Origin of the sequence: Acinetobacter sp. HZNU-JH01, from assembly GCF_037996845.1 — a bacterium.
In the GTDB taxonomy this organism is placed as follows: domain Bacteria; phylum Pseudomonadota; class Gammaproteobacteria; order Pseudomonadales; family Moraxellaceae; genus Acinetobacter; species Acinetobacter haemolyticus.
Window position 1 is genome coordinate 115,586 of the sequence record NZ_JBBMZX010000001.1, and the last position, 22,058, is coordinate 137,643.

Below are 22,058 nucleotides of genomic sequence, written 5' to 3' on the forward strand. Positions count from 1 at the left end.
TAAGGGGTAAACTTATTTCAGGACGGGACATATAAACAAACGACAAAGCACACTTCAAAATAGTGTGCTTTTTATTGCTCATCTTTTGATTTAAGTGGTTTTTCTTCTGATTCTGAGGTGGTTTTGGGGATTTGAGGTTGGTATTGGCTGGTTGTGAGCGTAGTCACTTTATTTTCCGATTGTTTGTAACTGCGACTACGATTGGCGCGCTCTCGAAATCCGCCTTTGTTAATCAGTTGGGTCATCAGATTTGATCCTGTGTTCAAGTTTTAAAAAAGTATTTTAGCAAACAATTGCTTTGTAATCACATTGAGTACAGTTCTGTATGCAAGTCAAATATCACATAAAATTGTCATAAAATTTTGTTACTTTGATTTTACATCTGAGTAATCTTGATTGAATTCTTATTTTTTTTCTCATAGGATGAAGTTATGGTCGTAAAACTGCTACCAAATGAAAATAAAAAATAAGAAGTGGGAGGATAAATGATGTTATCTCAATATCATTGTGCGTGTTGTGAGAAGGTTGTTGCATCGACAGACAAAGAGTGTCCGTATTGCGGTTCACAACATATTCGTAGTCCATATGGCTTATGGATGTTTTGTATTGCTGCTTGTTTAGTTGTGGTGGTGATTGCCAAAGTTGTACATGTTTATGTTCAGCAGAACCATGAAGATCAAGTCATGCAAAAAAATTCACTATTTGAAATTTTTAAACATGAAAATACACATCCCAAAAACTAGATATTTTTACTAGGAATAAAAAAAGCTCACAGCTTGTACTGTGAGCTTTAAGCTACTCTAAGATTTGAGGATTACAATCCTGCGGCATCTTTTAGGATGTCAACTTTATCTGTTTTTTCCCATGTAAATGCAGTATCAGAGCCTTCACGACCGAAATGACCATAAGCTGCTGTTTGCTTGTACATCGGTTGAATCAGATTTAGCATACGTGTAATGCCATAAGGACGTAAGTCAAAATGTTCACGAACCAATTGCACGATTAACTCGTCTGATACATTGCCTGTATTAAAAGTATTGATCGAGATAGACGTCGGTTCTGCAACACCAATTGCATAACTTACTTGGATTTCACATTTGTCAGCTAAACCAGCTGCAACAATGTTTTTTGCAACATAACGGCCAGCATAAGCAGCCGAACGGTCCACTTTCGATGGATCTTTACCAGAGAAAGCACCGCCGCCATGACGTGCCATACCGCCGTAGGTATCTACAATAATTTTACGACCAGTTAAACCACAGTCACCAACAGGACCGCCAATCACAAACATACCCGTTGGGTTGATGTGGAATTTAGTTCCAGCATGAAACATCTCAGCAGGAATGATTGGTTTAACAATTTCTTCAATCACTGCTTCTTTGAGTTGAATTTGTGAAATTTCGGGGTCATGTTGAGTTGAGAGTACAACTGCATCTAAGCGCACAGGTCTGCCATTTTCATAAGCAAATGTTACTTGACTTTTCGCATCTGGACGTAACCAAGGTAGAGCACCTGAACGGCGTAATTCAGCTTGGCGTTCCATTAAACGGTGTGCATAAGAGATTGGGGCAGGCATGAGTACATCTGTCTCACGGCTTGCATAACCAAACATAAGACCTTGGTCACCAGCACCTTGATCTTCTGGCTTTTGACGATCAACACCTTGGGCGATCTCAGGAGATTGTTTACCAATCATATTGATGACAGCACAGGTTGAACCATCAAAACCTAAATCTGAGTGGTGATAACCAATACCATTTACGGTTTGACGTACAATCGCTTCAAAGTCGACATTTGCAGTTGTTGTGATTTCACCAGCAAGAACAACCGCGCCTGTTTTTACTAATGTTTCACAAGCGACACGCGCATACGGGTCTTCTTTTAGGATTGCATCTAAAATCGCATCACTAATCTGGTCAGCCATTTTATCTGGATGACCTTCGCTTACAGATTCTGAAGTAAAAACAGCATACTCGCGCATGAACGTCCTATCATTGGTATTTTCAAAAAGACAGAGTATGTTACATCGACTTGGCGGATAGGACTAGCATAAGCTGACCAAAAAGCATGAATTTATTTCATTTTCATTGTGTTTTTATTGATATGTGTATCAGAAAAACTAATATTAAAGCTTTAATTGATAAAGTTTTTCTGAATTGCTGATGTACTTTTTTGAAAAAATACCTTTGAACAAATGTTTATCCTGTGAGCATTTACATAAAGAATTGTATTTGAACGATCAAAATATAAGAAATATCGTGTATTGCACTTTACCCCATCTTGTTTTTTTAAGACAATAGTCGCAGTTTTTGAAAGATGTTTTCTCATCTTCTTTTCTTATTGATTTAATCGGATTCTGACTTATGACAACCCCTTTAAATGAACGTCGTATTGCAAATGCAATTCGTGTCTTGGCTATGGATGCTGTGCAACAAGCAAACTCAGGGCATCCTGGTGCTCCAATGGGGATGGCAGATATCGCTGACGTAGTTTGGCGTGAATTTTTAAATCACAACCCGACAAACCCACAATGGGCAAACCGTGACCGTTTCGTATTGTCAAATGGTCATGGCTCAATGTTGCAATATGCGTTGTTACATTTGACGGGATATGATTTGTCTATTGAAGATTTAAAACAATTCCGTCAATTACACTCTAAAACTCCTGGTCATCCAGAATTAGGCTATGCACCGGGTATTGAAACGACAACTGGTCCGTTAGGTCAGGGTATTGCCAATGCAGTTGGTTTTGCTTTAGCTGAAAAAACTTTAGCTGCACAATTTAACAAAGATGGTTTAAACGTTGTTGATCACTTCACTTACTGTTTCTTAGGTGATGGCTGCTTGATGGAAGGTATTTCACATGAAGCATGTTCACTTGCAGGGACTTTAGGTCTTGGTAAGCTTGTTGTTTACTATGATGACAATGGTATTTCGATTGACGGTGAAGTTGAAGGTTGGTTTAGTGACGATACTGAACAGCGCTTTAATGCTTATGGCTGGCAAGTACTTCGTGTAGACGGGCATGATGCTGATGCGATTCGCCAAGCAACTGTTGAAGCGAAAGCAGAAAGCAATAAACCAACGATCATTATCTGTAAAACGATTATTGGCTTAGGTTCACCGAATAAACAAGGTAAAGAAGATTGCCACGGTGCACCACTTGGTAAAGATGAGATTGCTTTAACTCGTGAAGCATTGGGCTGGAACGAAGATGCATTCGTAATTCCTGAAGATGTTTATGCAGCTTGGGATGCAAAAGCAAAAGGTCAAACTTCTGAAGCCGCTTGGAATGAATTGTTTGCTCAATACCAAGCAAAATATCCAACTGAAGCGGCTGAATTATTACGTCGCATCAATGGTGATTTACCTGCTGATTTTGCTCAAAAAGCAGATGCTTTCATTGCTGAAGCTAATGCTAAAGCTGAAACCATTGCGACACGTAAAGCAAGCCAAAATACATTGCAAGCATTTGGTCCATTACTTCCTGAATTATTGGGTGGTTCTGCCGATTTAGCTGGTTCTAACTTAACACTTTGGAAAGGTTGCCAAGGCGTACAAGAAAATCCAGCGGGCAACTATGTTTACTATGGTGTTCGTGAATTCGGTATGACGGCAATTGCAAACGGTGTAGCTTTACACGGTGGTTTTGTTCCTTACGTTGCTACATTCTTGATGTTTATGGAATATGCACGTAATGCAGTGCGTATGTCAGCATTAATGAAGCAACGCGTGATTCATGTTTATACGCATGACTCAATTGGTTTAGGTGAAGATGGTCCTACGCATCAACCAATCGAACAAATTGCATCATTGCGCGGTACACCAAACTTAAATACTTGGCGTCCATGTGACACCGTTGAAGCTGCTGTTTCTTGGAAATCTGCGCTTGAGCGTAAAGATGGTCCGACAGCACTCATTTTCTCTCGTCAAAACTTACCATTCCAAGCACGTAATGAAGCTCAAATTCAAAACGTTGCAAAAGGTGGTTATGTGCTTGCTGAAGAAAAAGGTGAGTTGAAAGCAATCATCATTGCGACTGGTTCTGAAGTTTCATTGGCAATGGAAGCATATGCACAACTTGAAGGTGTGCGTGTCGTGTCTATGCCATGTGCTGAAGAATTCATGAAGCAAGATGCTGCATACCGTGAAGCTGTATTACCAGCACATATTCGTGCACGTGTAGCGGTTGAAGCGGCTCATGTGGATTACTGGTGGAAATTTGTTGGTTTAGATGGCAAAGTGATCGGTATGACCACTTACGGCGAATCTGCACCAGCAAAAGACTTGTTCCAGTTCTTCGGTATCACGACTGAAGCTGTTGTTGCTGCGGTTAAAGAACTGACTGCTTAATTGAATTATGTCCCGTCCTGAAATAGATTGACAGTATTTCATTTCAAACCGAGTTAAGCAATTAGCTCGGTTTTCGCTTTCTCATACATCTGATTAGGAGTAATCATATTTAAACTTAAATGCGGTCTGTAGTAGTTATAAATCACTATAGATTCCGAAATTAAATGTTCTAACTCCTTCATCGTTTTACATCGTGTAGTTAAGAACTCCTGTTTGAGTATGCCATTGATTCGCTCTGCTAAAGCATTTTGGTAACAGTCTCCTCCATCTGTCATCGAGGGACTTATACCGTAATGCTGTAGTGCCGATTGATATAATTCAGAGCAATATTGAGAACCTCTATCTGAATGATGAATCAGGGTTGTTGCTCTATCTTTTATAGACTTCATTGCCATATGTAAGGCTTGTACAACATTCTCTGCCCGCATATCACTTGATAACTTATAACCTTTAATTTGTCGGGTATAGGCATCTGTCACAAGTGATAGATAATGCACACCCTCTGCACTTTCAACATAGGTAATATCACTAACAAAGACTTCATTTGCCCGTATTGGAGAATAATCCTTTAATAAATTAGGATGTTTCTTCATCCAGTGTTTGCTATCTGTAGTTTTGGTATAGCGACGTTTAGGGCGTATCAATAAATCATTCTCTTTTAATACCTTAAATAACTGATCTCGACCAAACTTCAGTCCTTGTTCTAGCAATTTTGGTTTGATCAGCCAATAGAGTTTACGCGTACCGATACTTGGCATCAAATAACGATACTCCATAACCAATTCAAGTATTTGCTGGGTTTCCCGAGCTTTGATTTGAGCACGTTTTTCTGATTGATAGTAAGCCTGTCGGGTGATTCCTATCCACTCACAATAACGTGAGACATTTAGTCTTCTTTGGGCTTGCCAATCTTTGAAACGTGCTCGGTATACTTTTTTCCAAGATCACTCCCACATTCTTTGTCTATGTGATAAATCACATCTTGGATAAATTCAGTTTTTAGCTTTTCTGCGGCTAATTGTTTTTCCAACTGGCGAATGCGTTGTTGAGGGGTGAGTTGGCGTTTTGAAGTGGAAGGCATAGCTTTAGAAGTCCAATCTTGTTGTCCGTACTTACGTAACCATGTAAGCACAGTTGATCTTCCTTGAATACCATATTTTGCTTGAGCTTGTTTATAAGTGATTTGCCCTTTTTCTACCTCATGGACAATCAGCATTTTAAAGGCAAAACTATAATCTCGTTGTGTTCGTTTAACTCGTTGTTCTTTTTCATATTCCATAAAATAAGCCTCTTAAGGGGTAAACTTATTTCAGGACGGGACATTAAGTAGTATAAAAAAGCGTCCTGATTAAGGACGCTTTTTTTACATATTGAATTGAGTTTCTTAAAACAATAGTGATAGAAAGTTAAAGAAATTATTAAATATTCTTTTGTTCTATAGGTGAATTATAATTATTATGAGTTACATATACCCACATTTATTTTCAATAATTTGTAGAATCGCTGCCAACCGTACTTATTATTTTGAGTGTGATGACTGGCGTTTAAAACTTAGAGAAGCTTTATTTGAACAAAGTACCATGGCTGATCTCGGTATAGGTTTTGATACAGAAATACTTTTTACAGAAGATCCAAAACAAAATTTATGTAAGTATCAACTACTTAAATATACAGACAATTTAATTCAGAGTTTGAAAGATATAGAAGATTTATCTGCTTGGCGATTCTTTGGGATAGAGTGTATTGATGAATATGAAACACGATCTTTAAAGTTGGCAAGCTTAGAGCTTGTTCAGTCTTTTGAAAAAACAGAAATTTTTCCACTACATAGGTCTAAAATTATAGAAATGATTAACATGCTTCTAATACATAAGTATGGTTATGAGTTAAGAAGCGTTGATGAAAAATATATTAAACTGGACGAAAAGCAGGGAGTATTCTACTGTCCAGATGACGAGAGTGAAGTGAATTGGTATGACTTAACGTATATGGTTATAAGTTTAGAAGCAAAACAAGTTATTCCTATAAATATATTGAATGAATTCAAATGTCAGGAACTGAATTATCAGTTTAATATTAGTTTTTTATAAATATGGTTTTTAAAATAAAAACCATATTTATATTGCTTACCCGATGCTTAATTCACTCTGAATCGAAATATTTGACGTTAATAACTTATGAATCGGGCAGCTTTCCGCGACTTTTAATAAACGTTTGTGCTGATCGTCAGTAAATTCACCTTTAAGCACAATTTTACGCTCGATATTGTTATGACCTGATTCAGGTTGACCATTTGGGTTTAAACTCAAATCAACTTGAACGTGGTCAAGTTTAATTCCTTTATGTTTAGCGTACATTTCCAAGGTAATGGTAGTGCAAGCACCTAAAGCAGAAAGTAAAAGCTGAACAGGGTTGGGTGCTGTATCTTGACCACCTTTATCAGCAGGCTCATCCGCATGCCATGTATGACCAGATTCATCAGTCAGTGTTACGCGATAAGGGGTCAAAGTGCTTTCAGCTTGTACAGAATAAGTCATGATTTACCTTATTGTTGGTATAAATGATTAAGCATATCTCAAAAGTGTTGCTTATTGGATGAAAATAAGGACATTAAAGCCCTTATTTTCAATGAGTTTGAGTATTTTATTAATAGCGCGCCTTGGCTAATAGGTTAGCATTTTGATCTAAAAACTCAGCATCTAAGAAATGAGCTTTACCACCATGATGGATTACCGTCGATAATATATCATCTACTATATCATCAGTCGTCGTCGTACCAGTATCAAGTTCAACAGTAGACGTTGCTGAATCAATATTCGCTGGCTGTATGTAACCTTTTTTAATAAAGATTTGGTCAAGGCGACCCTCATTTGCAGCACGGTAAATTGATGATAAATCCTCAATCAATAAATTCTGACTCTTTGCTTGATTGATTTCAGTTTGAGCAACTTCCTGAAGTTTGGTTCGGTATAAATTTACTTGCTCTTGGGCTTCTTCAATAATCAGGCGTGCTTCTGCTTCTAAGTTTGCACTGTTAGTTACAGTTGCCACAATTGCGCTTGGATTGTCACAGACTTGTTGATAAAAAGAGACGGTCCGTTCATCACCAACGACAATAATTGGTAAAGGATTTTGTTTATAGATTTCTTGGACACTTTTATCAACACGATTCAGAAACTCTTTAATATAGTTTTCTTCTTTCGTGGCATTTGAGCGATCATTTGAGCTCGTTGTATAAAGATGTGTATTTTCTATTGGAAACTCAAGGTTTTGTAATTCATCTTCTTCATTAAACTCATGAACCAATTGATCATTGAAAACTTCAAATAACCGTCCATTTGTTCTTGAAACAATCACCATATAATAATGAACGGAGCTATTCAATTCTCGAAGAATATCACGAGTTGCGAAATGTCGATCAATAATCACACGTGGTTTAACTTTGAACGGGAAGTTGAAAATTTGAGTACTTTCTGGTGTTGAGAAGATTGCTAAAGTATCGAGATTATAATTGTGATCATGCTCCGAAAGCTCTTTCTCAATTTGCTCTAATCGCGTCTGAACCTCACGCTTATCATGGGTTTCAGATAAGCGAGTTTCTAATTCCTTGAGTGCGTTTTTTAATGCAATTGCATCTTGTTGATTGTCAGGGAAAGTACGATGCGTTGGGGCAAAAATGCTGATTGCTGGATTGGCTTGAATTGTGTTTAGTTCATCAAATACTTGTTGTAAATTCATGGTGTTTCCTCTAATGAAAATATTAAAATTTTTTAAAGGTGATTAATTTTTATAACATCGTTTGTAAATAATCATGGTTAAAAAATGATAAGTTTTGTATAGCGCGAATTTGTGTAAGTTATGCTTTATTGTCGTTTTTGTGATTTTTTTATCTCTATAGCTCAGAAGTCGTTGCAAAAATAAAACACTGTGTCATAAATCAACCGCAGTTTATTCCTACACTTTTCTACTACAATCAATGAAATTTTGAAAAAATGATTCGAGGATGCCATGAACACATTAAAAACGTTATCTCTAGGTGTATGTTTAGTGTTAGGTTCAACACTAGTACAAGCGAAGGCTGTTGATTACAAAATTGATCCAACTCACACAGCGACTGTTTTTAGCTGGAACCATTTCGGTTTTTCTACACCAAGTGCAAATTTCACTGATATTCAAGGTGTAATTAAAGTTGATAATGCAAAACCAGAAAATTCTTCAGTAAATGTGACGATCCCAGTTAGCAGCGTAAATACAAATGTTGTTGCACTGGACAAAGAATTCCAAGAAGAAGCTTGGTTTAATGCAGCAAAATATCCAAACATCACTTTTAAGAGTACTAAAGTTGAAACTAAGGATAAAAAGCACTTCAAAATTACAGGTGATTTGACTGTTAAAGGTGTGACCAAGCCTGTGGTCTTGGATGCGGTATTGAATAAACAGGGTGAGCATCCAATGGCAAAAGTTCCTGCGATTGGTTTTAATGCAACCACTTCATTTGATCGTTCAGCATTTGGTATTGGAAATTACGTACCGAATGTTGGTGACAAGATCACTGTAAATATTACAACTGAAGCAACTGCGGCTAAGTAATATTCAGGAAATAAAAAGCTCAGGTGAATACCTGAGCTTTTTTGCTTTTGATGGAGAAAAATTTTAATGCTTAGCTCGATTATTCTGTCGCATTGAATGCATCCGAATATGTAACTTTCCCAGTTGGTGTATGATCATAAAAAGGCAAAACTTGAAAATATTCAGCAGGCACACCATCCAAAATCAGCTTTGGATCTGCTTTAAATCCAAATCGACCATAATATTGAGGATCTCCAAGCAATACACAGCCCAAAGCGTCTAGATCTTTTAATGCTTCAAGGCCTGCATGTATTAACTTCGCTCCAATACCTTTACCCTGAAAATCAGGCAGTACCGAAATAGGCCCTAAACCATACCAGCCAGCTGTAGCATCTGATATTTGAACAGGCGAAAATGCAATATGCCCGATAACCTGATGATCACTTTCAGCAACCAGTGAAAGTGTTAGTTGGTTAGAATCTCTTAATGCATTTACAATGAACTGCTCTGTATGACTCGAATACTCCTCACGTTCAAAAGCTAATCGAGTTAAATCAAAAATAGCATTTATATCGGTTGGATTTTCATCACGAATAATTAGATTCATATTCATTTTCTCTTGAGTGTCTTGATCTAACATGTCACAAATTTGTTCGATCAAAGGTTTTATATTAACGATTGTCTAATTGTGGGCGCACTGATCTAAGCCCGTGTAAATTGATTTGATAGGGCTGTCCATTAAGTGATTTGATCAGTTTCTTCTTTTTTAACTTATTGAAAGTTTCAAGACTACAATCAGACAGCAAGAAACCTTCTCGGCTGTAACACTCTACAGCGATAGTTTGACCAGCGTCATTACGAAGTTTTACGATTTTTCCGCCTTTAGCTAAGACGTGTAATGTCCTTTGTTCGGACTTAGATAGGTTCATGTTGTATCCAGATGTAAGTAATCATAAGCAAAGTTAAGCTTTTAAAAGCCAATAAAATCGCGTCGATAACCTATTTCAATATGCTATTGAAATACGATTATCAGATTACTGCTATCTCCAACATAAAATCCTCGATGAGAAGTAGATTGATACGAAATGTACCGAATGAAAGTATTTTATAGAAACTGATAATAGAAGTAAATATCGATGTGCATATAGCCTATGCTTGAAAACCCGTTTTCAACACCAGTTGAACTATTATTTTTTCGAATTTTTTTCTTTAAGTTGTAAGTAGATTGGGATAGGTTTCTTTGCTTGCTTTTTCAGCATGAGTTTAATGTATAACGCAATCGCAAAGCACGCTGTTGCAACTGTAAGCATAAGGCTATTCATATAACTCATCAGTGAGCTTACATAACCAATCGTCGTTAGTCTTCGTTGCATACGCTCAACCTGGGTGCTGGACTCAATCCCTGTGATTGCCCAAGTGCATAGATGTTCGCAATTGTTGATAATTAAATGATAGTTATTTTCATGCATGCGAGAACGCATCCGTTTTACAACAACTTTTGCTTTATAACGAGGTGAGGGGTAATGTCGAATGTAAATGGGTTTACCACGAGCAAAACGCTGAAGGGTTGTCATTTCAATCGGGTGTTTTTTAAAGATATGAGCAAAACCAGAGTAATGAATCACACGTCCACGGCCCGCATAGATTCCATGATGGCTGTAGCCAAAATGTTTGACAATGAGGTGAGCGCCGAGCGGAAAGCGTCGATGTTTTTGTTGCATGCGGATACAAGGTCTTTGTATTTACATTTGTATTCTAATCAAAAAAAATGAATCAATCGAGTACCTTTGTGGATTGATTGGCATGAATGTGTTTGGAGATTGTATCTGGGGGTTTGCGTTATATTGAGCGAGTTGTATTTATTCAAAATAGAGATATCTATGAGAACAGGTTTTTTGATATTACTCACATTATTGGCTATGCCGAATGCTTTTGCTATGCAGCATCACGTTTATCAATTTGAACGTGTTAATTATAGCGTGGTAGAGGTTCAAGACCTCAATGCGTTGAAGCTCTATTTAAAAAGCCCAAAAACTAATCGTTATTATCACAAGTTTTCTAATATTCAAAGTGAGTTACAAGCGTGCGAGCGTTTAGACTTTGCCATGAATGCGGGCATGTATCATTCAGATTTTCAACCTGTTGGCTTATATATAGAAGATGGAAATGAAGTGGTTGCATTAAATGAAGATCGTGGTTTTGGAAATTTCTTTATGCAGCCGAATGGCATGTTGGCTTGGAATCAAACACAAGCAATCATAAAAACAACATCTGAATATAAACAGCACAGCTTTGATGCCATATATGCAACTCAGTCTGGTCCGATGTTGGTTTATGATGGAAAGATAAATCCTAAATTTTTGCCTGATTCAAATTCTTTGAAAGTTCGTAATGGTGTGGGCATCAAAGACAATACATTGTATTTTGTTATATCACAGCAACGCGTGAGTTTTTATCAGTTTGCACAATTTTTCAAACAACAATTGTCAGTAGAGGATGCTTTATACCTTGATGGTTCTATTTCAAGTTTTTATTCTGCAAAAACAAAACAACATGATCGTTTGATGAATTTAGGGCCGATTGTGGCGGGGGTAAAGCGAGATGAATGTAGGTAGTACCTAATCCCTTTATGAGAAAGGGATTAGGTTTTGCTTTATTGAATTGGTGGGTTGATCATTTCAAGAAGCTCTTTACGGCTGTAGCCTCGAGAAATAAGTACCTTTTTGATGCCTTTAATTACGTCTTCATCTCTTGCTTTAACCAGAGCTTCCAATAATTGTTCGTTTGTTTTACATGAGCAATCATTTTCGACGCAAGCAATTTGATTCTTATGTTCATTGTGCTGTTGTTCAGCAGAGAACAGTTTTTCCCAAAAACTCATAGAGCCTTTCATATTCGGTTTAACATAGATCGAAATATAATCAATCTAAAATAAAATACAAGCCAGAAATAGTGATAAAAGCAGCAGTTAGACTCTGATTTTTCCGATGGTAATTGGTGAAATCAACGAAAATATGCCATTGTTATGACTTGATATTTAAAGAATAATATTTTTCATTTTTAAAAGTATTTAGAAATTAAAGAGTTAAAATTCTCTTTAATTTCTAATGTTACATTGACATAAATTGTTTAAATTTTTTCGAGCAAAACACCTGACTCAATATGGTGCGTAAATGGGAACTGATCGAATAAAGCAAATTTGCTGATACGATGGGTTTGAGTCAAAGTTTTTAAATTATCATGCAGCGTGTCAGGGTTGCATGATATGTAGATAATTCGTTCGAATCCTTGCATAAGCGCCAAAGTTGCATCATCAATGCCTGCACGTGGTGGATCAACAAAGATCGTATCAAACTGGTAGCTTTGAATGTCTATATTTGCTTCTTGTAAGCGTCTAAACTCACGCTCACCTTCATAGGCTTGAGTAAATTCTTCAGCTGAAAGACGAGCAACTTGGATATTTTCAATCTGATTTTGTTCAATATTCCATTGTGCTGCATAGACTGAGCTTTTTGCGAGCTCTGTTGCAAGAACACGATTAAATTTTAAGGACAGAGGCAGAGTAAAATTGCCATTACCACAATACAATTCTAATAAATCTTTTTGTGAGTTTTGTGCTGCATCACACGCCCATTCAAGCATATGTTTGCAAACTTGTGCATTCGGTTGGGTAAAACTACTTTCGATTTGTTTGTATTTAAATATGCGTCCATGAACATTGAGTTGTTCAACAACATAGTCATCACCAACAATCACTTTTTGACCGCGGCTACGACCCATAATTTTAATGTTTAACTTTTCAGCTAAAGTTTTTGCAGCAGCTTCCCACTCACTATCTAAACGACGATGATAGATGAGCGTCACTAACATTTCTCCGCTTAAGGTTGCGAGAAAGTCAGCTTCAAAAATACGTTGTGATAAGATTGGGACTGCTTTTAATTCCTCTAATAGACGAGGCATTAAGTCATTAATGCTTTGGTCGGCAATAGGAAACTCATCAATACGGATAACAGTTTTTTGTTTACCATCTTCAGCACGCTCAAACATGGCATAGAACAGATCATCATCAGTATGCCACAGACGAAATTCGGCACGCATACGGAAATGTTGTTCAGGTGATTGAAATACTTCTAAAGCAGGGGGATTGAACGGTGCAAATTGTGCAGTAATTCGTTCAACTTTCTCTTGAAGTTGCTGTTGATAAGATACGGTCATAACTACCAAAAATACAAAACAAATTTAGCTGTGAATGGTAACAAAAAAGCTGCATGAGGTGCAGGGAAATTGCGAGTTTCATTTATTTAATATCGTTATTCATCTTTAACACTCTTTGGATAAATTCAGCTTTTAATTCACGGTATCGATCTTGGGGGATTCCTGTGCAACTGCGCTTTAAAGCATTATATTGCTCAACAAGATCAGGTGATTCTTTTAACCTATCTCGGAAAATTAAAAAAAATCTAAATACTGATCCACTCGTAACAATTTGAAGAGCGACATCATTATCTAATGATTCCAGCATACAAAGTTCATTGGTACGCAAGGTATCAAGCTTTTCTTTAAAATTGAGCTTTTTAAGATTATCAATTGTTTCTAAGAAGTATTTTGGGGGAATTTCAATATAAATATCTAAGTCACCTTTTGAAACAGCGTTAGGGATTGCAGATGAAACTATGTGTTCAACGATTGCGTATGGGGTAAGGTTAAGTATTTGATTTTTGTATTTTTCAAAAAGTTGTTGGCAATGCTGTTGGTATTGATCGGGTGGAAAGAATTGCATATAGACGTTCTCATTTTTGTGAATATTTTTAAGTCTAGAAAGTAATAAAAAACCCGAACCATGTAAACATGATTCGGGCTAGGAGATTGAGGACTAAAACTAGTCTTCAGATAAAGTCATCAAACTTGCATTACCGCCTGCTGCTGCAGTATTTACGCTAATGGCACGTTCGATGACGAGGCGTTCTAATGGAATCTGCTCACCTGTTTGAAGATGAGTAATACCAACGATAGCTCCTGAACGATTCGCAATTTTATGCTGTAAGGTTTGAAGCTGTTCTACTGAACCTTGATGTAATACAGCATCAAAGTGATCTGTTTCAACACGTGCAATGACTTTGATTGCTGCTAAAACTTCTTTTGGTAAAGATGCTTGATATTTAGCCAAGAATACGTTGTCTTTTAGCACTGCTGCTGAACTACCAACTGCAAAAATTGCAAGAAGTTGTTGTAGCTGAGCTGCTTCATCATTGGCAATTGAAAGCACACGATGACGAGGTAAGATAATGTATTGGTTGCTTTCACCCGTAGGGCCTTGCAACTCATAGAACTTACCTACACCAAATGCAGGAATCGTTGTAATTGCTTGAGGCATATTTTGGTTTGCCCAAGACAATAAGCTTTGATAAGCAACATTTGATACCGCATCAAATTGAGAAATTTCTGCTTTCACCGCAAATGGTGTAGCCAATACTTTCTCAGAACAATGTTCCATCAAACGGTACATATAAAGTGGGCCGCCCGCTTTCGGACCAGTACCAGATAAGCCTTCACCACCAAATGGTTGTACACCTACCACTGCACCCACGATATTGCGGTTAATATATAAGTTACCTACTTCCGCACGTTGGATCACAGTATTGATGGTTTCATCGATACGTGTGTGTAGACCCATGGTTAAGCCATAACCTTTGGCATTGATTCGATCGATCAATTGCTCAAGTTCACCATACTTATAAGTGATGATGTGCAATACAGGACCAAATACTTCACGCTCAAGGTCATCAAGGTTTGGTAATTCAATCGCAGTTGGCGGTACAAAAGTCCCTTGCGTAAGTGTTTGTTGGCTTGCAGTATCGTTAAACATCAATTGATGAACAGGGTAACCCTTAGATTTCATCTTTTGGATGTGGGTATCGATGGTTTGTTTTGCTTCAGTATCGATTACAGGACCAATGTCAGTTTTTAAGATCGCAGGGTTACCGACGATCAACTGTTGCATTGCGCCTTTTAACATTTTGATGACGGTTGCCGCGCTATCTTCTTGTACGCACAAGATACGAAGTGCAGAACAGCGTTGACCCGCACTGTCAAATGCAGAACTTACAACATCTAGAACCACTTGTTCAGTAAGTGCTGAAGAATCCACGATCATCGCATTTTGACCACCAGTTTCCGCGATTAACGGGATAGGCTGACCATTTGGAGATAAGCGTTTTGCCACAGTCTTTTGCAAGATTTTTGCAACTTCGGTAGAACCTGTGAACATGATGCCTTGAATACGATCATCTTGGCTCAGTTGAGCACCTACAGTTTCACCACGACCAGGAAGGAGTTGAACAGCACCATGTGGTACGCCAGCTTCCCACAAAATTTGGACAGCTTGTGCTGCAATAAGTGGTGTTTGTTCTGCAGGTTTAGCAATTACACAGTTACCGCTTACTAATGCTGCTGCAATCTGACCAGAGAAAATTGCAAGAGGGAAGTTCCATGGACTGATACAAAGAACGGTACCTAATGGTTTTACTTGTGCATGTGCAGGTAAATTCTCAATTTGAGTTGCGTAGTAACGTAAGAAGTCTACTGCTTCACGTACTTCAGCAATTGCATTGGCATAAGTTTTACCACTTTCACGGCAGAGTAAAACCATCAATTCCTGAATACGAGCTTCCATCAAATCAGCTGCACGTTTTAAGCAAACAGCACGATCAGTTTTATTTGTTGCAGCCCAGCTTTGCTGTGCTTGTACTGCTGCTTCAAGTGCAAGTTGTACATCAGCACTCGTTGCTTCATTCACATAGCCCACAATTTCACTGTTTTGTGCAGGGTTTGTAATTGCAAGTGCATTACTTTCATCGTGAACAGTGGATTCAAAGCCCAGTAACGGTGTGCTTTTCCAAATGTGGTGACGTAGCTTTTGTGCTGTTGCATTTAGATCAGCAAGTGGCGTGTCATTATTTAGGTCAAAACCATTTGAGTTTGGACGCAATGGGTATAAATCATGTGGAAGAGGAATTGCTGGGTGTTTTAATCCAAGCTGGCCTTCTTCTTTTGCAGCAGCTTGAATGTCTTTGATCGGTGATTGAATTAAATCATCAACTTTCAAAGTTTTGTCTGCGATACGGTTTACAAACGATGTGTTTGCGCCATTTTCAAGTAAACGACGAACTAAGTAAGCCAACAATGTTTCGTGGTTACCTACGGGTGCGTAGACACGACATGGAATACCGAGTTTATTCTCTTCTTTTGAACCTACGACTTGCTCGTACAATGGTTCACCCATTCCATGCAAGCATTGGAATTCGTATTGACCAGGGTAGTATTTGCTTGGATCAGCAAGATTGTAGATCGTCGCAAGTGATTGCGCATTGTGGGTTGCAAATTGCGGATACACTTGGTCTGGAGCAGCAAGAAGTTTCTTCGCACAAGCGATGTATGACAAATCGGTGTGTACTTTACGGGTAAACACAGGGTAGTCAGTCATACCGTCAATTTGAGCTTTCTTGATCTCGCTGTCCCAATATGCACCTTTCACCAAGCGGATCATCAAGCGTTTGTTACTGCGTTTAGCAAGGTCAACGATATAATCAACCACATAGAAACAACGCTTTTGATAAGCCTGAATAACGAAACCAATTCCTTTCCAATTGGCAAGTTTTGGCTCAAAACATAAACGCTCAAGTAATTCGAGTGAAATTTCTAAACGTTCAGATTCTTCAGCATCGATGTTTAAGCCGATATCATATTGTTTTGCTAAGCATGCAAGCTCAAAAACTTTGTTATAAAGTTCGTGATGAACACGGTCAATTTGGGCACGTTGGTAACGTGGGTGCAAAGCAGAAAGCTTAATTGAGATACCAGGACCGTCATATACACCACGGCCATTTGATGCTTTGCCAATTGCATGAATCGCTTGAGTGTAGTCGTTGTAGTAACGTTCAGCATCATGTTCAGTAAGTGCTGCTTCACCTAGCATATCGTACGAGTAGCGGAAACCTTTATGTTCTAATGGTTTAGCATGTTCAAGTGCTTCTTCGATGGTTTCACCGGTTACAAACTGTTCGCCCATCATACGCATGGCAACATCCACCGCTTTACGAATGATACCGCGACCACTACGTGCCAGAAGTCCAGTTAAAACACTAGATAAACTCGTTTGCTTTGGCGTTTCCATCAGTTTGCCTGTCAGCATCAAGCCCCAAGCAGCAGCGTTTACGAACATGAGGTTACTTTGACCGACATGCTCTTTCCAGTTACCTTGGTTGATTTTGTCGCGGATCAATAAATCACGTGTCGCTGTATCTGGAATACGAAGCAATGCTTCAGCTAAACACATGAGTGCAACACCTTCTTGAGAAGAAAGTGAAAACTCTTGAAGTAGACCTTGAACGATACCTGCTTTACCAGCTGAGCTTTTACGCTCACGTAAATTGTTTGCTAAGTTAAAAGCGAGTTCATAAATTTTTTGATCAAGATCAGGGGAGATATTGGCAGCTTCAGCAAGTTCTGCCACTGATTCAGGTTCTGCACGTCGCCAAGCAGTATTAATGCGTTGCTCAAACTCACTTTTTTCTTTAAATTCGGTGATGTAAGCACCGCTATTTTGAGTTGTGTCCATGTCTAGGCGGGTATCCAAAGTATTCATGCTAAATTCCGATAACAATCTTGAAGTTCTATCGATATTTGATGCCTTGCTTGATGCAGTTTTAGTTTGCAGCGCGGTTAACAAATAAAATACCAATAGACTCTATCTCTATTGAGTAGAGAGGTTTAGATAATTTATCATTACAGAATAAAACCCGTATAACTCACTATATTTCGACCATTTTTTAGAGGAAAATTCAGTTGGATAGCCCAATTTATACTTTAGATCGAACTGATTTGAAAATTCTGGATATTCTTCAAACACATGGAAGAATATCAAACAGTAAGTTAGCTGAATTAGTGAACTTGTCTCCGACTGCGGTAATGGCGCGCGTGCAAAAGCTGACAAAAGATGAATTTATTCTTGGTTACGAGGCAAAGCTCAATCCGAACAAGCTGAATGCAAATTTTTTGGTATTTGTTGAAGTGCTTTTAGATAAAACGACACCAAATGTTTTAGATGATTTTATTGATGCTGTGACTCAACATCCTGAAATCGTTGAATGTCATATGGTGAGTGGAGGTTTTGATTTTTTGATTAAGTTGCGTAGTGCTGGCATGGAGGAGTTTCGCCGTATAGCAGGGCAAATCCTATGGCAACTCCCTGGTGTCAAAGAGACGCGGAGCTATCCAGTGATGCAAGTTGTAAAAGACAGCTCTAAAATCAAGATTAAATCACGCGCAAAATACTAGATCAAAAAAAAGGGGCTCGAAAGCCACTGCTGTCCCATAGTTTTGTTTAAATAAAAAACCTGAGTCCAAAATAGTTAAAATATAAGTGCGAACAAACACTTTAACTACAAGGACTCAGGTTTTGTCACATCAGAATACCGTATTTCATCAATTACTTAAACCTATTTCACGATGTGATTTTGAACGTCTTGCCAAGCAGCATCATTGTGGACAAAAATTAAGATCAGCCACACGCTGGGATCAGTTTATTGCCATATTGATGTCCCAGCTGTCCTGTCGGCAAAGCTTAAGAGATATTCAATCCAATCTCGAATCACAGCAGGAAAAGCTCTATCACCTCGGTGCTAAGACTATTGCACGAAGCACCTTGGCAAGAATCAATCAAGAACAACCTGCCAGCCTATATCAGCAATTATTTACTCAGTTACTTCGGCATTGTGAAAACACAAAGATTGCACATAAATTTCGATTTAAGAATCCGCTGTATTCACTTGATGCAAGCCACATTGATCTTTCACTGTCCTTATGCGAATGGGCAAAAGTACATGAATCCAAAGCGAGCATTAAACTGACAGTTGGATTAAATCACAGCAATACGATTCCTGAATTTGTTGCACTCGGAGATGGTATTGAAAATGATATGGTGCAAGGCAGATTACTCAAATTTCCACCTGGAAGTATCGTAGTTTTTGACAAGGGGTATGTTGATTATCAGTGGTTTGCAGAGATGACTGACCGAAAAGTCAGCTTTGTGACACGGCTAAGACCGAAGACGGTTTATGAAGTAAAGTCAAAACGTGAAGTATACGCTTGCAAAGGAATTCTTGCGGATGAATATATTGAGTTGAGCAGTGATTATGCTAAAAAGCGTGGTGCACCGAAGCGATTAAGACGAATAGAATTTTATGATGTTGAAAAGAAAAGGACATTTGAATTTCTAAGTAACAACTTTCATCTAGCTGCATCGACTATTGCAGCAATTTACAAAGATCGTTGGAAAGTAGAATTATTTTTCAAAGCGATTAAACAGAATTTAAAATTGAAATCATTTCTAGGTCGAAGCCGAAATGCCATACAAACTCAAATATGGATTGCATTAATTGCCTATTTATTAGTGAGTTTTGCAAAACATATGGCTCATGAGGGATGGACTGTCCAGAGATTATTAAGAATTATTCAGGTCAATTTATTTGAAAGAAAACTTCTAAAGGCATTATTTTTACCCGATAAGAAGTGGCGAAAACAAGAAGAACCTCAATTGAGGTTCTTCTTGGAATAATTGTGGGACAGCAGTGGCTCGAAAGCCCCTTAAATTTTATTGAAAAATTATTTCATTTCGCGTGCATAGATTTCATCAGCTTGTTCAAAGCGATTTGTAACATTCGCATTTGGCGCTTTACCAAGTAAGCTGACAACAACAATGCTGATAAATGCAAATACAAAACCTGGAATGATCTCGTAAATACCTGTATCGCCAAAGAAGTTTTTCCAAACGATAACCGTTACAGCACCAACGATCATACCTGTCAATGCGCCGTTTAGTGTCATACGTTTCCAGAACAATGAAAGAATAATCAATGGACCAAATGCGGCACCAAACCCTGCCCAAGCATAAGCAACTAAGCCAAGAACTTTACTTTCAGGATTTTGTGCAAGGAATAACGCAAGCATAGCAACCACAAGTACCATACCACGACCGATCCAAACCAACTCTTTTTGAGAAGCATTTTTACGGATAATGCCTTTGTACAAATCTTCAGTTAAGGCACTCGAACAAACCAATAGCTGGCAACTCAAAGTACTCATAACCGCAGATAGGATTGCAGCAAGGATGATACCGACGACCCAAGGGTTGAATAGGATTTTAGTTAATTCCATAAACACGGTTTCAGGGTTAGCGCTAACTGCAGCGGCAAGTTCTGGATGTTGTTGGAAATACGCGATACCAACAAAACCAGAACCAACAGCACCTGCTAAACATAAAATCATCCATGTCATGCCGATACGTCGAGCAGCAGGGATTGATTTCACTGAGTCAGCCGCCATGAAGCGAACCAAAATATGAGGTTGACCAAAATAGCCTAAACCCCATGCCGCTGCTGAAAGAATCGCAACCAAACTTAAATTCGAAGCAAAATCATAAGCATGAGGGCGAGCTGTTTCTACTAAAGCAGCAAATTCTGCAGCACCAGCATCCAATGAGAGGTAGGTGATAATTGGGAGCAGCAACAACGCAAAAATCATCAAGGCTGCTTGGAAAGTATCTGTCCAACTGATCGCTAAGAATCCACCAATACAAACATAACCAATGGTTGCAAATGCACCGAGCATCAAAGCAGTGCCATAAGGTATGTCGAATAATGTTTCAAATAAACGTGCACCAGCGACCATGCCAGAAGCACAATAAATTGCAAAGAAGACCAAAATAATCAAAGCGGATGTTACGCGTAAGATTTTTTTCTGATCATCGAAGCGACCGGTAAAATAATCAGGTAGGGTGAGGGCATTATTTTGCACTTCGGTGTGTACACGTAACCGTCCTGCAACCAAATACCAGTTGAGCCATGCACCAATAATCAAGCCGATGGCGATCCATGATTCAGATAGTCCTGCCAAGTAAATCGCGCCGGGTAAACCCATGAGTAACCAACCACTCATGTCGGATGCACCAGCGGATAACGCGGTGACAAAACTGCCTAAACTCCGTCCTCCAAGAATATAATCATCAAGACTTTTGGTAGAAAAATAGGCGTACAGACCTATACCCAACATGGCGGTAATATATACCACGAACACAACAACAGTGGGATTAGAGAAATTCATAATGGATGCTTATCCTTATATATCCATAACGGTACAATCCCATCTGAATAGCCAAAAATTGATTTACTATTCTAATAAGACTGATAAGGTCACAGATTCAAGCATGAATGTTTTTTGAATTACTGTTATTTTTATGTTTGTTTATTGTGTGTTTTCTGTAAATTAAATTAAGTGTATGAATATTAATTCCTTTATCTACAAATCAAGTGTTTTTCTTGCTTTTAAAAACCTGTAAAACTCATTTCTTTATATAGAAATATTGCTTGTAGTTACAAAAGCCTAAATTTTTTAGAGTTAAAGTGATTAATTTGAATATAAAAATCCTAAAAGTACAAATGTAGAATAATTATTTTGAATAAAAAGTGAGTGTTTAAGTGAATTCATGGCTCATAGGGGTAGAAATAATACTGATTTTTACTGCGGATGAATTTTACTTGAAAAGTATGCAATTCTGATTTATGGGAGGATTTGGGGTCTGTTTCACAACCTGCTTTTAGAGCTATAAATCATTCAGTGATCCATAAAAAAGCCCAGCATGTGTGCTGGGCTGATTCAGGTTAGTATAAAGTTATAAACCCGACTCATATTCACTATTGGATAGAAGTTTTTCCACATCAGCCATATTGTCTGGCTTAATTTTGTAAATCCAACCTTTGCCATAAGGCTCTTCATTGACGAAATCAGGATCATCTTCAAGGTCTAAATTCACTTCAACGACAGTGCCAGAAACGGGAGCATGAATATCTGAAGCTGTTTTTACAGATTCAACGATACCGGCTTGTTCAGTAGCAGTGACTTTGCTACCAACTTCTGGGGTTTCAACATAGACTAAATCACCCAACTCATCTTGTGCATGGTCAGTAATACCAGTTACAACCAAGTCATCTTCGACTCTTACCCATTCATGCGTACGCGCATATTTCAAATCCGCTGGATGATTCATGACAACTCCTTAACAATTTGTCGTATCATTTTTTC

21 protein-coding genes are annotated in these 22,058 nt (G+C 38.2%); 7 read left to right on the top strand and 14 right to left on the bottom strand.

What is annotated here, in order from left to right:
- Positions 1-71: 71 nt before the first annotated feature.
- Positions 72-245, bottom strand: coding sequence for a hypothetical protein (locus tag AAC851_RS00575; protein ID WP_167365849.1), 174 nt, complete (start codon positions 243-245; stop codon positions 72-74).
- A gap of 240 nt (positions 246-485) precedes the next feature.
- Between AAC851_RS00575 and AAC851_RS00580 the strand changes: the two genes are divergently transcribed.
- A complete protein-coding gene (locus AAC851_RS00580) occupies positions 486-743 on the top strand; it encodes a hypothetical protein (protein WP_340600323.1) in 258 nt (85 codons plus the stop codon).
- A gap of 71 nt (positions 744-814) precedes the next feature.
- On the opposite strand, the gene metK is transcribed toward AAC851_RS00580, so the two are convergent.
- Complete coding sequence (metK, locus tag AAC851_RS00585; RefSeq protein ID WP_125503311.1) at positions 815-1,981, bottom strand: methionine adenosyltransferase; 1,167 nt, start codon at positions 1,979-1,981, stop codon at positions 815-817.
- A 382-nt stretch (positions 1,982-2,363) separates the two neighbouring features.
- Between metK and tkt the strand changes: the two genes are divergently transcribed.
- Complete coding sequence (gene tkt / locus AAC851_RS00590) at positions 2,364-4,352, top strand: transketolase (protein WP_340600324.1); 1,989 nt, start codon at positions 2,364-2,366, stop codon at positions 4,350-4,352.
- A 53-nt stretch (positions 4,353-4,405) separates the two neighbouring features.
- On the opposite strand, the gene AAC851_RS00595 is transcribed toward tkt, so the two are convergent.
- Positions 4,406-5,631, bottom strand: a protein-coding gene (locus AAC851_RS00595) for an IS3 family transposase (protein WP_340600325.1) whose coding sequence is annotated in 2 segments (ribosomal slippage) — positions 4,406-5,292 and positions 5,292-5,631 — 1,227 coding nt in all. Because the reading frame shifts where the segments join, the coding sequence is not laid out codon by codon here.
- A gap of 178 nt (positions 5,632-5,809) precedes the next feature.
- On the opposite strand from AAC851_RS00595, the gene AAC851_RS00600 reads away from it, so the two are divergent.
- Complete coding sequence (locus AAC851_RS00600) at positions 5,810-6,442, top strand: hypothetical protein (RefSeq protein WP_340600326.1); 633 nt, start codon at positions 5,810-5,812, stop codon at positions 6,440-6,442.
- A 36-nt stretch (positions 6,443-6,478) separates the two neighbouring features.
- Here the strand turns inward: AAC851_RS00600 and AAC851_RS00605 are convergent, their stop codons facing one another.
- Entirely contained in the window at positions 6,479-6,889 is a 411-nt protein-coding gene (locus AAC851_RS00605) for an OsmC family protein (RefSeq protein ID WP_340600327.1), read from the bottom strand.
- Positions 6,890-6,998: 109 nt separating this feature from the next.
- Positions 6,999-8,090 (bottom strand): AOC03_06830 family ribosome hibernation factor, encoded by a 1,092-nt coding sequence (locus AAC851_RS00610; protein ID WP_340600328.1) that lies wholly within the window; start codon positions 8,088-8,090, stop codon positions 6,999-7,001.
- Between the two features lie 270 nt (positions 8,091-8,360).
- On the opposite strand from AAC851_RS00610, the gene AAC851_RS00615 reads away from it, so the two are divergent.
- A complete protein-coding gene (locus AAC851_RS00615; protein ID WP_075315502.1) occupies positions 8,361-8,942 on the top strand; it encodes a YceI family protein in 582 nt (193 codons plus the stop codon).
- Positions 8,943-9,021: 79 nt separating this feature from the next.
- Here the strand turns inward: AAC851_RS00615 and AAC851_RS00620 are convergent, their stop codons facing one another.
- The 3 genes from AAC851_RS00620 to AAC851_RS00630 form a co-directional block, all read right to left on the bottom strand.
- Positions 9,022-9,528, bottom strand: coding sequence for a GNAT family N-acetyltransferase (locus AAC851_RS00620; protein WP_227553867.1), 507 nt, complete (start codon positions 9,526-9,528; stop codon positions 9,022-9,024).
- 64 nt (positions 9,529-9,592) lie between these two features.
- Positions 9,593-9,850, bottom strand: coding sequence for a YjhX family toxin (locus AAC851_RS00625; protein ID WP_004638831.1), 258 nt, complete (start codon positions 9,848-9,850; stop codon positions 9,593-9,595).
- A gap of 258 nt (positions 9,851-10,108) precedes the next feature.
- Entirely contained in the window at positions 10,109-10,642 is a 534-nt protein-coding gene (locus tag AAC851_RS00630; protein WP_004638832.1) for a lecithin retinol acyltransferase family protein, read from the bottom strand.
- 159 nt (positions 10,643-10,801) lie between these two features.
- Here AAC851_RS00630 and AAC851_RS00635 point away from each other — a divergent pair, with 159 nt between their 5' ends.
- Positions 10,802-11,536 (top strand): phosphodiester glycosidase family protein, encoded by a 735-nt coding sequence (locus AAC851_RS00635; protein ID WP_075315504.1) that lies wholly within the window; start codon positions 10,802-10,804, stop codon positions 11,534-11,536.
- Between the two features lie 38 nt (positions 11,537-11,574).
- Here AAC851_RS00635 and AAC851_RS00640 read toward each other — a convergent pair whose 3' ends face one another.
- The 4 genes from AAC851_RS00640 to putA all read right to left on the bottom strand — a co-directional run bounded on the left by AAC851_RS00640 (position 11,575) and on the right by putA (position 17,565).
- On the bottom strand, positions 11,575-11,802 hold the full coding sequence (locus AAC851_RS00640; protein ID WP_017394697.1) for a hypothetical protein: 228 nt from the start codon (positions 11,800-11,802) through the stop codon (positions 11,575-11,577).
- 248 nt (positions 11,803-12,050) lie between these two features.
- On the bottom strand, positions 12,051-13,136 hold the full coding sequence (trmA, locus tag AAC851_RS00645) for a tRNA (uridine(54)-C5)-methyltransferase TrmA (protein WP_340600329.1): 1,086 nt from the start codon (positions 13,134-13,136) through the stop codon (positions 12,051-12,053).
- An 82-nt stretch (positions 13,137-13,218) separates the two neighbouring features.
- Positions 13,219-13,701: a GrpB family protein gene (locus tag AAC851_RS00650; RefSeq protein ID WP_340600330.1), complete on the bottom strand. Its 483-nt coding sequence runs from the start codon at positions 13,699-13,701 to the stop codon at positions 13,219-13,221.
- Positions 13,702-13,800: 99 nt separating this feature from the next.
- Positions 13,801-17,565: a trifunctional transcriptional regulator/proline dehydrogenase/L-glutamate gamma-semialdehyde dehydrogenase gene (gene putA / locus AAC851_RS00655; protein WP_340600331.1), complete on the bottom strand. Its 3,765-nt coding sequence runs from the start codon at positions 17,563-17,565 to the stop codon at positions 13,801-13,803.
- A 200-nt stretch (positions 17,566-17,765) separates the two neighbouring features.
- Between putA and AAC851_RS00660 the strand changes: the two genes are divergently transcribed.
- Together AAC851_RS00660 and AAC851_RS00665 are read left to right on the top strand one after the other, a co-directional pair.
- Complete coding sequence (locus tag AAC851_RS00660; protein ID WP_340600332.1) at positions 17,766-18,257, top strand: Lrp/AsnC ligand binding domain-containing protein; 492 nt, start codon at positions 17,766-17,768, stop codon at positions 18,255-18,257.
- 121 nt (positions 18,258-18,378) lie between these two features.
- Complete coding sequence (locus tag AAC851_RS00665; RefSeq protein WP_008942576.1) at positions 18,379-19,536, top strand: IS4 family transposase; 1,158 nt, start codon at positions 18,379-18,381, stop codon at positions 19,534-19,536.
- A 47-nt stretch (positions 19,537-19,583) separates the two neighbouring features.
- Here the strand turns inward: AAC851_RS00665 and putP are convergent, their stop codons facing one another.
- Positions 19,584-21,080 carry a sodium/proline symporter PutP gene (gene putP / locus AAC851_RS00670; RefSeq protein WP_125503163.1) on the bottom strand — a complete coding sequence of 499 codons (1,497 nt, stop codon included), beginning with the start codon at positions 21,078-21,080 and terminating at the stop codon, positions 19,584-19,586.
- 568 nt (positions 21,081-21,648) lie between these two features.
- Positions 21,649-22,023, bottom strand: a complete 375-nt coding sequence (gene gcvH / locus AAC851_RS00675; RefSeq protein WP_340600333.1) for a glycine cleavage system protein GcvH — start codon at positions 22,021-22,023, stop codon at positions 21,649-21,651.
- Positions 22,024-22,058: the final 35 nt, after the last annotated feature.

Bases quoted from the DNA above. Each gene is read 5' to 3' on its own strand.
- AAC851_RS00575 (WP_167365849.1), bottom strand. From the start codon at position 245: ATGACCCAACTGATTAACAAAGGCGGATTTCGAGAGCGCGCCAATCGT.
- AAC851_RS00580 (WP_340600323.1), top strand. From the start codon at position 486: ATGATGTTATCTCAATATCATTGTGCGTGTTGTGAGAAGGTTGTTGCA.
- metK (WP_125503311.1), bottom strand. From the start codon at position 1,981: ATGCGCGAGTATGCTGTTTTTACTTCAGAATCTGTAAGCGAAGGTCAT.
- tkt (WP_340600324.1), top strand. From the start codon at position 2,364: ATGACAACCCCTTTAAATGAACGTCGTATTGCAAATGCAATTCGTGTC.
- AAC851_RS00600 (WP_340600326.1), top strand. From the start codon at position 5,810: ATGAGTTACATATACCCACATTTATTTTCAATAATTTGTAGAATCGCT.
- AAC851_RS00605 (WP_340600327.1), bottom strand. From the start codon at position 6,889: ATGACTTATTCTGTACAAGCTGAAAGCACTTTGACCCCTTATCGCGTA.
- AAC851_RS00610 (WP_340600328.1), bottom strand. From the start codon at position 8,090: ATGAATTTACAACAAGTATTTGATGAACTAAACACAATTCAAGCCAAT.
- AAC851_RS00615 (WP_075315502.1), top strand. From the start codon at position 8,361: ATGAACACATTAAAAACGTTATCTCTAGGTGTATGTTTAGTGTTAGGT.
- AAC851_RS00620 (WP_227553867.1), bottom strand. From the start codon at position 9,528: ATGAATCTAATTATTCGTGATGAAAATCCAACCGATATAAATGCTATT.
- AAC851_RS00625 (WP_004638831.1), bottom strand. From the start codon at position 9,850: ATGAACCTATCTAAGTCCGAACAAAGGACATTACACGTCTTAGCTAAA.
- AAC851_RS00630 (WP_004638832.1), bottom strand. From the start codon at position 10,642: ATGCAACAAAAACATCGACGCTTTCCGCTCGGCGCTCACCTCATTGTC.
- AAC851_RS00635 (WP_075315504.1), top strand. From the start codon at position 10,802: ATGAGAACAGGTTTTTTGATATTACTCACATTATTGGCTATGCCGAAT.
- AAC851_RS00640 (WP_017394697.1), bottom strand. From the start codon at position 11,802: ATGAGTTTTTGGGAAAAACTGTTCTCTGCTGAACAACAGCACAATGAA.
- trmA (WP_340600329.1), bottom strand. From the start codon at position 13,136: ATGACCGTATCTTATCAACAGCAACTTCAAGAGAAAGTTGAACGAATT.
- AAC851_RS00650 (WP_340600330.1), bottom strand. From the start codon at position 13,701: ATGCAATTCTTTCCACCCGATCAATACCAACAGCATTGCCAACAACTT.
- putA (WP_340600331.1), bottom strand. From the start codon at position 17,565: ATGAATACTTTGGATACCCGCCTAGACATGGACACAACTCAAAATAGC.
- putP (WP_125503163.1), bottom strand. From the start codon at position 21,080: ATGAATTTCTCTAATCCCACTGTTGTTGTGTTCGTGGTATATATTACC.
- gcvH (WP_340600333.1), bottom strand. From the start codon at position 22,023: ATGAATCATCCAGCGGATTTGAAATATGCGCGTACGCATGAATGGGTA.